This is a genomic window from Rhizobium sp. WW_1 (genome assembly GCF_003610155.1).
Taxonomy (GTDB): Bacteria; Pseudomonadota; Alphaproteobacteria; order Rhizobiales; family Rhizobiaceae; genus Rhizobium; species Rhizobium tropici_A.
On record NZ_RAIN01000018.1, the window covers coordinates 1 to 14,616 of the forward strand.

Sequence of the window (14,616 nt, forward strand, 5' to 3'; positions counted from 1 at the left end):
TCAAATCAAAGCGCGCCATCACAGCCTCCAATCGCTGAAGAAAGTGAATCACAAACCGCTCAAATCTAAAACTATTTTATGGGTATGTGACCTAGCCGCGACATCATTGGCGACATCATTGGCAACAAGCGGGCCGACTATAAACGGCTACTGGCTGCGACAATGAAGGATGCATGGGAGGAATGGATACTCTATATGCGGGAAGCTGTGCGCGACACAACGGAGTGGTGGACGGCCCGGGTCCGCGCTATTCGCGATCTTCTCGATCAAACTGCGCAACAGCGACACGATCACGCTGAATGGGACGGTCACGATAGTGCATAAGATGCCGAACAGCGAATGGCTGCATTCGGTGCGCTGTTCCGAACTGTAAGTATCTGCCCTGTACGACATGCTCACCTGGAAACTGTCAAACAATAGGGTAGAATGGTAGAAAAATAGACATTTAGGTAGAATGGAGCGCCTCAGCATGAGCCTCAATGTGAAGGACCCCGAAGCGCGTCGCCTTGCACAAGCAATCGCCCATGCGACCGGGCAGAGTATGAGCCGTGTCGTGACCGATGCTCTGCGTGAGCGGTATGCGCAAATTGAAAAACAGAGAGGCAGGGCCTCTGTCGAAGAGCTTCTGGCGATAGCCCACAGGGCCGCAGCCCATCTGAAGCGGCCTTATGCGGATCACGCCGAACTCCTTTATGACGAGGACGGCCTGCCGAAATGACTATCGATACATCCGCAATGGTCGCGATCCTCTATGGCGAGCCGGAGGCCGCTGCCTTCACGCGACTGATCCACGATTCCGCAACAAGCCGGATCAGTGTGGCAAACTATTTGGAATTGTCCATGGTGATCGAAAGGCAGCTCGGGCCGGAAGGCATGAGGCAGGCGGATGCCTTCTTCCGCCGTGCAGCGATTGACATTGAGCCTGTGACGGTTGGACAGGGTCATCTGGCCAGACAGGCATTCCTCGATTTCGGGACAGGCAGACATAAAGCGGGATTGAATTTCGGTGACTGCTTTGCATACGCTCTCGCCAGGGATTTCGATGAGCCGTTGCTATTCAAGGGCAACGATTTCACCGAGACAGACATTCGTTCGGCTGCATGACGCACGAACTGGTATGATGGCTAGGGGCTGACGTGCTGATCGGTGCTTTGGCGCCTCGTAACCAAAACGGCAGCTTTCCACGTTTGCCACTCAAGCGGACCAGTTCTAGCCCTCCCATCCCGTCCTACCCAAATGGTGGTCGCCGGTTTCCCATGCCCCTGGATAACTGGAGATGGCTTTATATTGCGGCTGTTACAGCGTCTCCGCGCTAGCCGCCTCAGGTTCCGGCACCAGATAGGGTGATCGGCGAAGGACATGCGACCGATCGTTGCCGGCCCGCTCGGAGATGACGAGAGGTTTTGGCGATCACCGCCCTTCGGCGGTTTCGGAGAGGACCAGGGCGGCCAACTCCTCGTGAAGCGATTCCGCAAAGCTGCGCAGCACGGTCAGCTCGAAATCCTCCATGTCTGTGCGCGTGAGCTGCACCGAAATATGCCCGAAGAGCGTCATGGCGCTGCTTGCCTCGGGGAAGCTCAATGGATGCAGGTCGACGGCGGTACCCTTGTTGAGCACCCGGGCAGCACTTGATCCTGAGACGCGGATACGGACGCGACCGTGGCTTTGGTCGCAGATGAAGGCACGGCCAGCAAGGGCAGTGGCGAGGGCCTGCAGATGCGTATCCGTAAGGCGGTCATTGCCGGCGACGAACCATTGCCGGTATCCGGCCGCACGCACAGAGCTCTCCTTGAGGCCGGCTGCCAGAAGATGGCCCGCGAGTTCCTCGCTCGTGGTCGCACCCATCACATGCAGGAGGTGGCCTTCAGGCAGGGCTTCCAGCCGGATCGTCTCGCCTTGTAAAACGGCCTTCCCGGCAAGGACCGGCTTCGATGTCGGCAAATCAGGCATGGAGTTTCTCGTTCTGAGGGTCGATGAAGACGAGGCTGCAGATCACTGCATCCGTGTATTCGTTTCTAAGGCCGTTCCAGACGGTGACCTTTTCGCCGATGCGCTCCGGCCCGTTCTTGATGAGGGCGAGCCCGATCGTATGGCCAAGGCTCGGTGAAAAGGCACTCGATGTGACGTAGCCTTGGTCGTTTTCAAGCGTCGCGGCTGCGCCTTCCGCCAGGATATGGGCGCCGGTGCGGAAGCTGGTCGCGGGGTCCACCGGTTTGACGCCGACGAGGCGAGGGCGGTCGGCCGCTTGCAGACCTTCGCGCTGAAGCATCGCCTTGCCGATGAAATCTGGCTTTGTGGCCGAAACCATGCGGGCAAAGCCGAGATCGCCCGGCGTCACCGTACCGTTGATTTCGGCGTGGGTGACATGGCCCTTCTCGATGCGGAGCACGCCGAGCGCTTCGGCGCCATAGGGGCAGATTTCATGCTTGCGACCCGCCTGCATGATCGCATCGGCGACAAATTCGCCATAGGCAGCAGGCACACCAAGCTCATAGGCGAGCTCGCCGGAAAAGGAGATACGGAAGAGCCGGCCCTTGAGCTTGCCGCCGAACAGGGAGACCTCGCGTGCGCTCATGAACGGGAACGCGGTATCGGAAATGTCGTCATCGACGATTTCGGAAAGGATGGCGCGGGATTTCGGACCTGCCACCGCCATCTGCGCCCATTGGTCGGTCGACGATGCAAAATAGACGTCCAGTTCCGGCCATAGCGTCTGGGCGCAGAATTCCAGATGCGTCAGCACGCCGGCGGCAAGCGCAGTCGTCGTGGTCATGAAGAAATGGTCTTCGCTCAACCGGCTCGTGGTGCCGTCGTCGTAGATCATGCCGTCCTCGCGCAGCATGATGCCGTAGCGTGCCTTGCCGACCGGCAGCTTGGCAAAGCCGTTGCAATAGATGCGGTCGAGGAAGGTGGCGGCATCCTTGCCGAAGATCTCGATCTTGCCGAGCGTCGAGACATCGCAGATGCCGGCGTTCTTGCGGATGTTCAAGACTTCGCGATCGACGCTTTCGCGCCAGATCTTTTCGCCCTCGCGCGGGAACCAGGACGATCGATACCAGAGGCCGGTCTCGACGAAGATTGCGCCATTCTTCCTCGCCCATTCGTGCAAGGGCGACTTGCGCGCCGGCTGGAAATGCTTAGCCCGCGAAGCACCTGTCAGCGCACCGAAGGAAACAGGGGTATAGAACGGTCGGAACGTCGTCGTGCCGACTTCCGCCGGCGAAATGCCGCGCGCCTCGGCGAGGATGCCGATGGCGTTGATATTGGAAAGCTTGCCCTGGTCCGTTGCCATGCCGTTGGTCGTGTAGCGCTTGGCAAGCTCGACGTCACCATAGCCTTCATGGACCGCGAGGCCGAGATCCTTCAGGTGCACGTCGTTCTGATAGTCGACGAAGGCTTTGCCCTTGCCGCCTTTGACATGCCAGAGCGACGCGGCAGCGGGTGACACCTCGTCCGCTGAAGCAAAGGCAGGGTCAACCTTGCCAAAGCCGATTGCTTCCAGTGCCTCGATCGCCTTGCGGGCACCGTCACCAAGGCAGGCCTCGGTGGAACCAAGGCCGGCTGCGGAGCCGGCGATCGACAATCCTTCCTGCCGTTCCGGCGCGAGAAAGGCTGCGTATCTTTCCGACCAGAGCGGCTTGGCACCGCGATGGCAGGCAAGGTGGATGATGGGGCTCCAGCCGCCGGACATGGCCAGCGCATCGGCATCTATGTCTTCGGAACCGGAGGATGTCGCAATCGTCACACGGCGCAATTGCTTGCCGCCATGTGCATCGACGATGCGGGCACTGGGTAGTATTGGTGCCTTGCCGTTCCATCGTTCGTCGCTGTTGGTGCGGCTGTCGATGATGGCGGCCACCTCGATGCCGGCGGTCTCAAGATCGGCCGCCGTCCGATAGCCCGAGCCGTTTGTCGTGAAGATCACGGTGCGTTTGCCGGGAGCGATTGCCTGGCGGTTCAGATAGCTGCGCATGGCGCCGGCCATCATGACGCCTGGGATATCGTTGCCGCCAAAGACGATCGGCCGCTCTTCCGCGCCGGTGGCGAGAATTGCCTGTTTTGCGATGATGCGCCACAGGCGCTCGACCGGGCGGTGCGCTTCAGGTGTCGCGACATGTTTCTGGACGCGTTCGACAGCGCCGAAGACATTGTCGTCGTACCAGCCGATGACGGTCGTACGTGGCAGGCATTGTACGTTCGGCAAACCATCAAGCTCGTCCAACATTTCCCTGAGGTGCGAGCCGGGCTCCGCAAGCAGACTGCCGCCGAGCGCGAAGCCTTCGTCGGCGAGAAGAACGCGCGCGCCGGCGCGGCCAGCCGTCAGTGTAGCGGCAAGACCCGTTGGCCCCGCGCCGATGACGAGGAGATCGCAATGTGTCCAGCACTTTTCATAGGAATCGGGATCGGTCTCATAGGAAGCCTTGCCAAGGCCGGCGGCGTTGCGGATCAATGGCTCGTAGACCTTCTCCCAGAAGGCGGCGGGCCACATGAAGGTCTTGTAGTAGAAGCCCGCGCTCAAGAATGGCGAGAGCAGTCCGTTGACGGCGCCGACGTCGAAATTGAGCGAGGGCCAGCGGTTCTGGCTGCGGGCGGTCAGTCCTTCATGCAGCTCGATCATCGTGGCGCGCGTGTTCGCCTCGGTGCGGCCGCCCGTGCCTGTCGTGACAAGCGCGTTGGGTTCCGCGGCGCCTGCGGTCAGGATGCCGCGCGGCCGATGATATTTGAAGCTGCGGCCGACAAGCTGGATGCCGTTGGCAAGCAGGGCGGAGGCGAGCGTGTCACCGGGATGGCCGGCAAGCTCCTTGCCATCGAAGCTGAAGCCGATGGTGTGCGAGCGGTCGATCCGGCCACCGGAAGACAGACGGTAGCTGCTCATGCTTCACCTCCGAGCCTGGCAAGCGCCGCATCGCTGACGCCGTGAACCTTATGGGTGACCGTGTCGCGCTCGACGATTAGCCAGCGCCGGCAGCCGGAGGAGTGATGCCAATACTCCTTGTGCAGCCCTTTCGGATTGCCACGGAGATAGACGTAGTCGAACCAGTCTTCGGCGCCCGCATCCGCAGCGGGGCGGCTGATGCTCGCATCACCTTTGATGGTGAACTCTTCCTTGGGCCGCGCGCCGCAGTGAGGGCAGGAAATCAGGCTTGCCATCGTGTCATGTCCTCAATGCAGGTTCGGTTGGGCGCCAACACCCTTTTCATCAAGCTGATAGCCGCGCTTGAAGCGGTCGAGGCGCAATTGTGTTGCCGTCTCATGTGGCTCGTTGCGAGCGATCAGATGCGCGTAGCAATAGCCCGATGCTGGCGTCGCCTTGAAGCCGCCGTAGCACCAGCCGGCGTTCAGATAGAGATTGTCGAGATGGGTGCGGTCGATGATAGGGGAGCCGTCCATGCTCATATCCATGACCCCACCCCATGTGCGCAGGTAACGCACCCGCGTCAGTGCCGGGATCATCGCCACGCCGGCTTCGGCAACATGTTCGACGGTCGCAAGATTACCGCGCTGGGCATAGGAATTGTAACCGTCGATGTCGCCGCCGAAGACGAGGCCGCCCTTGTCGGATTGCGAAACGTAGAAATGCCCGGCGCCGAAAGTGACGACGCAATCGATGAACGGCTTCAAGCCCTCTGAGACGAAGGCCTGCAGTACATGGCTTTCGATCGGCAGGCGCAGGCCCGCCATGTCAGCGACCACGGTGGAGTTGCCGGCCGCCGCCAGCGCCAGCTTGCCGCAGCCGATGAAGCCCTTGGTCGTTTCGACACCGATGACGCGGCCCTGGTCGGTGCGGATGCCTGTGACTTCGCAGCCGGTGATGATATCGACGCCGCGGCTGTCGGCACCGCGGGCATAGCCCCACGCAACGGCATCGTGGCGGACCGTGCCGCCACGCTGCTGCAACAATCCGCCCATGATCGGGAAGCGGGCATTTTCAAAATCGAGGAAGGGCAGCTTATTGCGGACAGCCTCGCGATCGAGCAGCTCGGCATCGACGCCGTGCAGGCGCATGGCATTGCCGCGGCGGGTATAGGCGTCGCGCTGCGCATCCGAATGGAAGAGGTTGAGCACGCCGCGCTGCGAGACCATGGCGTTGAAGTTGAAGTCCTGCTCCAGTCCTTCCCAGAGCTTCATCGACAGCTCGTAGAAGGGATTGTTGCCCGGTAGCAGATAGTTGGAGCGGATGATCGTGGTATTGCGGCCGATATTGCCCGAGCCGAGATAGCCTTTTTCCAGAACGGCGACATTAGTGATGCCGAAGGTCTTGGCAAGATAGTAAGCTGTTGCCAGCCCATGGCCGCCGCCACCGACAATGATCACGTCGTAATGCGGCTTCGGTTGCGGCTGGCGCCAGGCTGGTGCCCAGCCGGTATTGCCGCGAAGACCGTTGAGGAAAACAGAAAAAGCCGAATAGCGCATGGTCAGGTCCGCCTTGAATTGTGCCCATGATGCCAGAGTGGAAAATGACGACTTGCCCAATTGGGACTTATTTCGATAGAAAAGGGACATGACGTCGATCGACACAAGAAATTCCCAGAATATCGGGTTCATCCTGATCCCGGGATTCGCGCTGATGTCGTTTGCATCGGCGAGTGAGCCGCTGCGCGCTGCCAACCTTCTGACTGGTCGTGAGATTTATCGGCAGACCAATTTTTCGCCGGATGGCGGGCCGTCGCTTTCGTCGGGTGGTGTGCCGGTGCCAGCCGGGCCGCTTCCAGGTCGAGGCTCGGATCTTGGCACCGTCTTCGTCTGCGCCGGTGGGTCGGTCCGAGACTGGCACTATCCCGCAGTTCTTGCCTGTCTGCGCCAACTGGCGCGCGACGGCGTCCGTATCGGCGGGATTTCAGGCGGCTCTTATCTTCTTGCCGCCGCCGGTCTTTTGGCCGAGCGTGATTTTACCATTCACTGGGAATACGCGCCGGCACTGCTTGAAGCCTTCCCGACGCTTTCGCCGCGCCAGGCTCGCTTTGTCGTCGATGGCAACCGGATTACCTGTGGCGGCGGGATAGCGTCGCTCGACATGATGCATGTCCTGATTACCGAGCGCATGGGTGCCGATTTTGCCCGCCGTGTCAGCGACTGGTATCTGCAGACCGAAGTCGGTGAGCCTGCGGCACCCCAACGCGGATCGCTCGCCGAGCGCTATGGCGTCCACCATCCCGGTTTGCTGAGCGTGTTGAAAAAGATGGAGGAAACGATCGAGATGCCGCTCGATCGCGCCGCCATGGCGCGGATTGCCGGCGTCACGCCGCGCCATCTCGACCGGCTGTTCGCCACGCATCTCGGCTCGACATTCCTTAAGCAATATCGCCGGATAAGGCTGCAGCATGCCCGTAGGCTTCTGGAACAGAGCCCGCTTTCGATTTCCGAAATCGCCGTCGCCACGGGCTTTTCCAGCGGCGCGCATTTTTCCCGGACCTACCGTTCTCTCTACGGGGTCGCGCCCGGCGACACCCGTCGTGCATGATTTTCGTGGCAGTTGAGAAAATTTCACTGGGAGGATAGGATCGCTGCAGCAAGCCCTGCCGGCAAAAAGGATCATAAATGAAAACCAAGGCAGACAAAACGCAAAATGACGAGCATGCGCACGCCGCGCGCACCGCCTTCTTGCAAAACCCGCACGCAGTTCGGGAGCCTAAAGAAAACAATCTTGAGATGGCGATCGGCCACGAGGTCCGCGCCTATCGCAAGAAGCTCGGCATCACTGTGACAGATCTTGCAGCCGCGACCGGTATCTCGCTCGGCATGCTGTCGAAGATCGAAAACGGCAATATCTCGCCGTCGCTGACCACGCTGCAATCGCTGTCGCGGGCGCTCGGCGTACCCTTGACGGCCTTCTTCCGTCGTTACGAAGAGCCGCGCAACGCTGTCTTCGTCAAGGCTGGCCAGGGCGTCGAACTGGAACGCCGCGGCACGCGTGCCGGCCATCAATATAATCTGCTCGGCCATATCGACAATAATTCGAGCGGCGTCATCGTCGAGCCTTATCTCATCACGCTGACCGCCGATTCCGACGTCTTTCCGACATTCCAGCACGAGGGCATGGAATTTCTCTACATGCTCGAAGGCGAGGTGATGTACCGTCACGGCGACCAGCTTTATCCCATGCAGCCCGGCGATAGCCTCTTCTTCGATGCGGATGCGCCACATGGTCCCGAAGTGCTGGTGAAGCTGCCTGCAAAATACCTGTCGATTATCAGTTACCCACAGCGAGGCAAGACCGACTAACTTGCCTTAAAAGAAAAATTTATTCTTTTGAGTTGAAAAGCCGCTGTGGACCTGATAGCCATTTTGCAGATGCGAAAATGGAGGGTTTGGGCATGTGCGGAATTGTCGGTCTTTTCTTGAAGGATAAGGCGCTGGAGCCGAAACTCGGCGCGCTTCTGTCCTCCATGCTTGTGACGATGACCGATCGCGGACCTGATAGCGCAGGCATTGCGATCTATGGCAATGATAATGGCACCACGGCGAAGATAACCGTTCAATCCGCCGATCCGGCAAAGGATTTCGACGGGCTTGAATATGAGCTGAGACGCGCCCTCGACGTGCCGGTTACAGTGACGATCAAGAGCACGCATGCGGTCATCACGCTTGCCAAGGACAAGCTTGACGAGGGCAGGGTGGTTCTGACGGAACTTCGTCCGAACATCCGGGTGATGAGCAGCGGCGACACCGTCGAAATCTACAAGGAAGTCGGCCTGCCGAAGGACGTGGTCACGCGCTTTGGCGTGACTTCCATGTCCGGCACGCACGGCATCGGGCACACGCGCATGGCGACGGAATCGGCCGTCACCACGCTCGGCGCCCATCCCTTCTCCACCGGCTCCGACCAGTGCCTGGTTCACAACGGTTCGCTGTCGAACCACAACAACCTGCGCCGTGAGCTGAAGCGTGTGGGCATGACCTTCGAAACGGAAAACGACACCGAAGTCGCCGCCGCCTATCTCACGGCGGAGATGGCGAAAGGCAAGGATCTTGGGGCGGCGCTGGAAGGTGCGGTCGACGATCTCGATGGCTTCTTCACCTTTGTCGTCGGTACCAAGTCGGGCTTCGGCGTCGTTCGCGATCCTATCGCCTGCAAGCCGGCGGTCATGGCCGAAACCGATCAATATGTCGCTTTCGGCTCTGAATATCGCGCGCTCGTCAATCTCCCGGGTATCGAAAATGCTCGCGTCTGGGAGCCGGAGCCGGCGACCGTCTATTTCTGGGATCACGAAAAGGCTGCCTGATCAGAAGCGCCGCAATCGAGAGAGATCTTTCATGCCAGTTTTCGACCTATCCGTTACGCCGCTGCGTGAACTCAACAGCGCCCTTCATGGCCTTCCCGCGGGCGCCAATGATCTGGCCTTCGAAGTCGTTAATCCGCGCGGCCATCATGCTGTCGCCGCCGGCATCGACGCGCCCGTCACCGTCGATATCAAAGGGTCTGTCGGTTACTACTGCGCCGGCATGAACGATGGCGGTAATGTTACGGTACATGGCTCGGCCGGTCCGGGAGTTGCCGAAAACATGATGTCCGGCAGCGTCGTCATCGAAGGCGATGCCAGCCAGTATGCCGGCGCGACCGGCCGCGGCGGGCTGCTTGTCATCAAGGGCAACGCCGCCTCGCGTTGCGGCATTTCGATGAAGGGTATCGACATCGTCGTCCACGGCAATATCGGTCACATGTCCGCCTTCATGGGACAGTCGGGTCATCTGGTCGTCTTGGGCGACGCCGGAGATGCGCTGGGCGACAGCCTTTATGAGGCCAAGCTTTTCGTTCGCGGGACGGTCAAAAGCCTCGGCTCAGACTGCATCGAGAAGGAGATGCGCCCCGAACATCTCGCAAAGCTCTCCGAGCTTCTCGAAAAGGCCGGCGTGCGCGGCGTCAGGCCGGAAGAGTTCAAGCGCTACGGATCCGCGCGCAAGCTCTATAACTTCAACATCGACAATGCCGACGCGTATTAAGGCGAAGGGGACCTCATGAGCTATCACAATCCGTATACGCCGCCGCGCAAGTCCGCCACCTTCGACGATCATACGCTGGCGGAAATCCGTCGCGCTGCGGCAACCGGCATTTACGATATTCGCGGCGCCGGCACGAAGCGCAAGGTGCCGCATTTCGATGATCTATTGTTCCTCGGCGCGTCGATCTCGCGCTATCCGCTCGAAGGCTATCGCGAGAAGTGCGATACGACTGTCGTTCTCGGCAGCCGACATGCCAAGAAGCCGATCACGCTGAAGACCCCGATCACGATTGCCGGCATGAGCTTCGGCGCGCTCTCGGGCAACGCCAAGGAAGCGCTTGGCCGGGGTGCAACGCTTGCAGGCACGTCGACCACGACGGGTGACGGCGGCATGACGGATGAAGAACGCGGCCATTCGCAGACGCTGGTCTATCAATATCTCCCCTCGCGTTACGGCATGAACCCGAAAGATTTGCGTCGCGCCGATGCGATCGAAGTGGTCGTGGGACAGGGAGCCAAACCTGGCGGCGGAGGCATGCTCCTCGGCCAGAAGATCTCCGATCGCGTCGCCAACATGCGCAATCTCCCGAAGGGCATCGACCAGCGCTCGGCCTGCCGTCATCCGGACTGGACCGGTCCGGACGATCTCGAAATCAAGATCATGGAATTGCGCGAGATCACGGATTGGGAAAAGCCGATCTACGTCAAGGTCGGCGGCGCGCGGCCGTATTACGATACGGCGCTTGCGGTCAAGGCCGGAGCCGACGTCGTCGTGCTTGACGGCATGCAGGGCGGCACCGCTGCAACGCAGGACGTCTTCATCGAGAATGTCGGCATGCCGACGCTTGCCTGCATTCGTCCAGCCGTGCAGGCGCTGCAGGATCTCGGCATGCATCGCAAGGTGCAGCTCATCATTTCAGGCGGCATCCGCTCCGGCGCCGATGTGGCGAAGGCGCTGGCGCTCGGTGCCGATGCGGTTGCCATCGGCACGGCGGCGCTCGTTGCGCTCGGCGACAACGATCCGAAATGGGAAGAGGAATACCAGAAGCTCGGTACGACCGCCGGCGCCTATGACGACTGGCACGAAGGCAAGGACCCCGCCGGTATCACGACGCAGGACCCGGAGCTCGCAAGCCGGCTCGACCCGATTGCGGCCGGCCGACGTCTTGCCAATTATCTGAAGGTCATGACGCTGGAAGCGCAGACGATCGCGCGCGCTTGTGGCAAGAATCATCTGCACAACCTGGAACCGGAGGACCTGTGCGCGCTGACGATGGAAGCGGCCGCCATGGCCCAGATCCCGCTCGCCGGCACCAACTGGTATCCGGGCAAGGGAGGCTTTTGATATTTCGGCCGGGCCGAAAGGCCCGGCCGATGCATGCATCATCGAAGTGTCTCTGAGAAATCCAAAGGGGAACGAGAATGACACTGGATCTTGCTGCCTTTGCCAAAGACAAGGGCATCAAATATTTCATGATCAGCTATACCGATCTTTTTTCCGGCCAGCGTGCCAAGCTGGTGCCGGCCCAGGCGATTGCCGGCATGCAGGAAGACGGCGCCGGCTTTGCCGGTTTCGCCACCTGGCTCGATATGACGCCGGCCCATCCCGACCTTTTTGCCGTGCCCGATGCTTCCTCTGTTATCCAGCTCCCATGGAAGAAGGACGTTGCCTGGCTCGCCGCGGATTGCATGATGGAGGGCGAACTGGTCGCCCAGGCGCCGCGCAACGTCTTGAAGAAGCTCGTGAAGGAGGCGGAAGCAGCAGGCAAGCGCGTCAAGACCGGGGTCGAGGCCGAATTCTTCCTGATCACGGCCGATGGCGCCAAGATTTCAGACGAATACGATACGGCGGAGAAGCCCTGCTATGACCAGCAGGCCGTCATGCGGCGGTATGACGTTATTTCCGAGATCTGCGACTATATGCTGGAACTCGGCTGGGGGGCCTATCAGAACGACCACGAGGACGCCAACGGCCAGTTCGAGATGAACTGGGAATTCGACGATGCCTTGAAGACGGCCGACAAGCACTCCTTCTTCAAGTTCATGGTGAAATCGATCGCCGAGAAGCACGGGCTTCGCGCTACCTTCATGCCAAAACCCTTCAAGGGTCTGACGGGCAACGGTTGCCATTGCCACATTTCCGTGTGGAGCAACGACGGCAGGACCAATGTCTTTGCCGACAGGGAGGCTGAATTCGGCCTGTCGGCCGAGGGAAAGCATTTCCTCGGCGGCATCATGAAACATGCCTCGTCGCTTGCGGCAATCACCAACCCAACGGTGAATTCCTACAAGCGCATCAATGCGCCGCGCACGACCTCGGGCGCCACCTGGTCTCCGAACACGGTGACATGGACCGGCAACAACCGCACGCACATGGTGCGCGTTCCAGGTCCAGGCCGCTTCGAGCTGCGCCTGCCCGACGGCGCCGTCAATCCTTACCTGCTGCAGGCGGTCATCATCGCGGCTGGCCTCGACGGTCTGCGCAGCCGCGCCGATCCGGGGCCTCATCACGATATCGACATGTATGCGCAGGGTCATCTGGTGAAGAATGCGCCGCGCCTGCCGCTCAATCTTCTCGATGCTTTGCGGGCTTATGACGAGGACGAGGGGCTGAAGCAGGCGATCGGTTCGGAGTTTTCCGAAGCCTATCTGAAGCTCAAGCATCAGGAATGGAACGCCTACTGCTCGCACTTCACGCAGTGGGAGCGCGACAGCACGCTCGATATCTGAGTGCGCAGCTAAGAGATGTCTGAATTGACCCATGTGCCGGGGCGTACCGCCCCGGTGCAAAAGCGGAATTTCGGCCGTTGACGGTGAGGAAGATCAGCATGAAAAGCTATGTACTGACTGTATCCTGCAAATCGACCCGCGGGATCGTTGCGGCGATCACCGGCTATCTGGCCGAACAGGGCTGCAACATCGTCGATTCCAGCCAGTTCGACGATCTCGACACCGGCATGTTCTTCATGCGCGTCTCCTTCATCTCCGAGGAAGGCGTCGGCGAGGCGGCGCTGGTGGAAGGCTTCAAGCCGATCGCCGAGAAGTTCGCCATGGTCGCCGAATTCCACGACAGCAGGAAGCGCATGAAGGTGCTCTTGATGGTGTCGCGCTTCGGCCATTGCCTCAACGACCTGCTCTATCGCTGGAAGATCGGCGCTCTGCCGATCGACATCGTTGGCGTCGTCTCCAACCATTTCGATTATCAGAAAGTGGTGGTCAATCACGACATTCCCTTCCACCACATCAAGGTGACGAAGGAGAACAAGCCTCAGGCCGAAGCCCAGCTTCTGGAGCTGGTCGAGCAGACCGGCACCGAGCTTGTCGTGCTCGCCCGCTACATGCAGGTGCTGTCGGATGCGATGTGCCGGAAGATGTCGGGACGGATCATCAACATCCACCATTCCTTCCTGCCGTCCTTCAAGGGGGCGAACCCCTACAAGCAGGCCTATGAGCGCGGCGTGAAGCTGATCGGGGCGACGGCGCATTACGTCACGGCCGATCTCGACGAAGGTCCGATCATCGAACAGGACACGGCGCGCATCACACATGCGCAGTCGGCCGACGACTATGTCTCGATCGGCCGCGACGTGGAGAGCCAGGTTCTCGCCCGCGCCATCCATGCCCATATCCACTTCCGCACCTTCCTCAACGGCAACCGAACCGTCGTCTTCCCGGCAAGCCCCGGTTCATACGCCTCCGAGCGCATGGGGTGAGAGATGGCGCTTGCAACAGTGATCGACGGAAAGAAGGCGGCAGCTTCGGTGATCGAGGCTGTGAAGGTTGCGGCGGCAGGGCTTGAGGCCGAGACCGGCGTAAAGACCGGGCTTGCGGTCGTCATCGTCGGCGACGATCCGGCCAGCCACACCTATGTCGGTGCCAAGGGCCGCATGGCCAAGGAATGCGGCTTCAACTCCATCCAGCACACGCTGCCGGCCGAGACATCTCAAGGTGAATTGGCAAGGCTCGTGCAGTCGCTGAATGAGGACGCCTCGATCCACGGCATTCTCGTGCAGCTGCCGCTGCCGAAGCATCTGAATTCGGAGCCGATCATCCAGTCGATCAGGCCGGAGAAGGATGTCGACGGCCTGCATGTCGTCAATGCCGGCAAGCTTGCCACCGGCGATCTTGAAACCGGGCTGATCTCCTGCACGCCGGCCGGCGCCATGCTTTTGGTACGCTCGATTCACGGCGAGGACCTGTCGGGCCTGAATGCCGTGGTCATCGGCCGCTCCAACCTGTTCGGCAAGCCGATGGCGCAATTGCTGCTCAACGCCAATGCGACGGTCACGACGGCGCATTCACGGACGAAGGATCTGGCCTCTGTCGCCAAGGGCGCCGATATTCTGGTGGCGGCCGTCGGCCGTCCGGAGATGGTCAAGGCGGATTGGGTGAAGCCGGGTGCGACCGTCATCGATGTCGGTGTCAACCGGATCGATGCGCCGGAGCGGGGCGAGGGCAAGAGCCGTCTGGTGGGCGACGTCGCCTATGCGGAGGCCTCCGACGTTGCCGCGGCCATCACGCCGGTTCCGGGTGGTGTCGGGCCGATGACGATCGCCATGCTGATGGCCAATACCGTTATCGCAGCTCATCGTGCCGCCGGCAGAAAGCCACCGAAGTTTTAAAGGAAAATGCGGTCTGGCGGTCGAGAAAAAACCCTCAGGTTTGGCTTGCCAAG

Annotated in this window: 14 protein-coding genes; 10 read left to right on the forward strand and 4 right to left on the reverse strand. The window is 60.6% G+C overall.

Translation table 11 applies throughout. The annotated features are described in order from the left end of the window. Positions 1-469 precede the first annotated feature (469 nt). A complete protein-coding gene (locus tag BJ928_RS31730; RefSeq protein ID WP_047637188.1) occupies positions 470-718 on the forward strand; it encodes a type II toxin-antitoxin system VapB family antitoxin in 249 nt (82 codons plus the stop codon). Continuing rightward, a complete protein-coding gene (locus BJ928_RS31735; RefSeq protein WP_047637169.1) occupies positions 715-1,104 on the forward strand; it encodes a type II toxin-antitoxin system VapC family toxin in 390 nt (129 codons plus the stop codon). Before BJ928_RS31730 ends, BJ928_RS31735 begins: the two co-directional genes overlap by 4 nt. 306 nt (positions 1,105-1,410) lie before the next feature. Here the strand turns inward: BJ928_RS31735 and BJ928_RS31740 are convergent, their stop codons facing one another. The 4 genes from BJ928_RS31740 to BJ928_RS31755 are packed head-to-tail and all read right to left on the reverse strand — an operon-like array spanning position 1,411 to position 6,414. Continuing rightward, positions 1,411-1,950 (reverse strand): sarcosine oxidase subunit gamma family protein, encoded by a 540-nt coding sequence (locus tag BJ928_RS31740; protein WP_047637171.1) that lies wholly within the window; start codon positions 1,948-1,950, stop codon positions 1,411-1,413. Continuing rightward, positions 1,943-4,876, reverse strand: coding sequence for a sarcosine oxidase subunit alpha family protein (locus BJ928_RS31745; protein ID WP_047637173.1), 2,934 nt, complete (start codon positions 4,874-4,876; stop codon positions 1,943-1,945). The genes BJ928_RS31740 and BJ928_RS31745 overlap by 8 nt, the downstream gene beginning before the upstream one ends. Then, complete coding sequence (locus BJ928_RS31750; RefSeq protein ID WP_047637175.1) at positions 4,873-5,151, reverse strand: sarcosine oxidase subunit delta; 279 nt, start codon at positions 5,149-5,151, stop codon at positions 4,873-4,875. The genes BJ928_RS31745 and BJ928_RS31750 overlap by 4 nt, the downstream gene beginning before the upstream one ends. A gap of 12 nt (positions 5,152-5,163) precedes the next feature. Next, a complete protein-coding gene (locus BJ928_RS31755) occupies positions 5,164-6,414 on the reverse strand; it encodes a sarcosine oxidase subunit beta family protein (RefSeq protein ID WP_047637190.1) in 1,251 nt (416 codons plus the stop codon). Positions 6,415-6,502: 88 nt separating this feature from the next. Here BJ928_RS31755 and BJ928_RS31760 point away from each other — a divergent pair, with 88 nt between their 5' ends. The 8 genes from BJ928_RS31760 to folD all read left to right on the forward strand — a co-directional run bounded on the left by BJ928_RS31760 (position 6,503) and on the right by folD (position 14,563). Next, entirely contained in the window at positions 6,503-7,462 is a 960-nt protein-coding gene (locus BJ928_RS31760; RefSeq protein ID WP_047637177.1) for a GlxA family transcriptional regulator, read from the forward strand. 77 nt (positions 7,463-7,539) lie between these two features. Next, positions 7,540-8,223 (forward strand): helix-turn-helix domain-containing protein, encoded by a 684-nt coding sequence (locus tag BJ928_RS31765; protein WP_047637179.1) that lies wholly within the window; start codon positions 7,540-7,542, stop codon positions 8,221-8,223. Positions 8,224-8,315: 92 nt separating this feature from the next. Continuing rightward, positions 8,316-9,224: a glutamine amidotransferase family protein gene (locus tag BJ928_RS31770; protein WP_047637180.1), complete on the forward strand. Its 909-nt coding sequence runs from the start codon at positions 8,316-8,318 to the stop codon at positions 9,222-9,224. 31 nt (positions 9,225-9,255) lie between these two features. Continuing rightward, positions 9,256-9,942 (forward strand): GXGXG domain-containing protein, encoded by a 687-nt coding sequence (locus BJ928_RS31775; RefSeq protein WP_047637181.1) that lies wholly within the window; start codon positions 9,256-9,258, stop codon positions 9,940-9,942. 15 nt (positions 9,943-9,957) lie between these two features. Further along, positions 9,958-11,286 (forward strand): FMN-binding glutamate synthase family protein, encoded by a 1,329-nt coding sequence (locus BJ928_RS31780; protein WP_047637183.1) that lies wholly within the window; start codon positions 9,958-9,960, stop codon positions 11,284-11,286. 77 nt (positions 11,287-11,363) lie between these two features. Continuing rightward, complete coding sequence (glnT, locus tag BJ928_RS31785; protein WP_047637184.1) at positions 11,364-12,671, forward strand: type III glutamate--ammonia ligase; 1,308 nt, start codon at positions 11,364-11,366, stop codon at positions 12,669-12,671. A 98-nt stretch (positions 12,672-12,769) separates the two neighbouring features. Further along, a complete protein-coding gene (purU, locus tag BJ928_RS31790) occupies positions 12,770-13,654 on the forward strand; it encodes a formyltetrahydrofolate deformylase (protein WP_047637185.1) in 885 nt (294 codons plus the stop codon). A gap of 3 nt (positions 13,655-13,657) precedes the next feature. After that, complete coding sequence (gene folD, locus BJ928_RS31795; RefSeq protein WP_120296757.1) at positions 13,658-14,563, forward strand: bifunctional methylenetetrahydrofolate dehydrogenase/methenyltetrahydrofolate cyclohydrolase FolD; 906 nt, start codon at positions 13,658-13,660, stop codon at positions 14,561-14,563. Positions 14,564-14,616 lie beyond the last annotated feature (53 nt).

Excerpts from the sequence above, each read along its gene's own strand:
- BJ928_RS31730 (WP_047637188.1), top strand. The coding sequence starts at position 470 with ATGAGCCTCAATGTGAAGGACCCCGAAGCGCGTCGCCTTGCACAAGCA.
- BJ928_RS31735 (WP_047637169.1), top strand. The coding sequence starts at position 715 with ATGACTATCGATACATCCGCAATGGTCGCGATCCTCTATGGCGAGCCG.
- BJ928_RS31740 (WP_047637171.1), bottom strand. The coding sequence starts at position 1,950 with ATGCCTGATTTGCCGACATCGAAGCCGGTCCTTGCCGGGAAGGCCGTT.
- BJ928_RS31745 (WP_047637173.1), bottom strand. The coding sequence starts at position 4,876 with ATGAGCAGCTACCGTCTGTCTTCCGGTGGCCGGATCGACCGCTCGCAC.
- BJ928_RS31750 (WP_047637175.1), bottom strand. The coding sequence starts at position 5,151 with ATGGCAAGCCTGATTTCCTGCCCTCACTGCGGCGCGCGGCCCAAGGAA.
- BJ928_RS31755 (WP_047637190.1), bottom strand. The coding sequence starts at position 6,414 with ATGCGCTATTCGGCTTTTTCTGTTTTCCTCAACGGTCTTCGCGGCAAT.
- BJ928_RS31760 (WP_047637177.1), top strand. The coding sequence starts at position 6,503 with ATGACGTCGATCGACACAAGAAATTCCCAGAATATCGGGTTCATCCTG.
- BJ928_RS31765 (WP_047637179.1), top strand. The coding sequence starts at position 7,540 with ATGAAAACCAAGGCAGACAAAACGCAAAATGACGAGCATGCGCACGCC.
- BJ928_RS31770 (WP_047637180.1), top strand. The coding sequence starts at position 8,316 with ATGTGCGGAATTGTCGGTCTTTTCTTGAAGGATAAGGCGCTGGAGCCG.
- BJ928_RS31775 (WP_047637181.1), top strand. The coding sequence starts at position 9,256 with ATGCCAGTTTTCGACCTATCCGTTACGCCGCTGCGTGAACTCAACAGC.
- BJ928_RS31780 (WP_047637183.1), top strand. The coding sequence starts at position 9,958 with ATGAGCTATCACAATCCGTATACGCCGCCGCGCAAGTCCGCCACCTTC.
- glnT (WP_047637184.1), top strand. The coding sequence starts at position 11,364 with ATGACACTGGATCTTGCTGCCTTTGCCAAAGACAAGGGCATCAAATAT.
- purU (WP_047637185.1), top strand. The coding sequence starts at position 12,770 with ATGAAAAGCTATGTACTGACTGTATCCTGCAAATCGACCCGCGGGATC.
- folD (WP_120296757.1), top strand. The coding sequence starts at position 13,658 with ATGGCGCTTGCAACAGTGATCGACGGAAAGAAGGCGGCAGCTTCGGTG.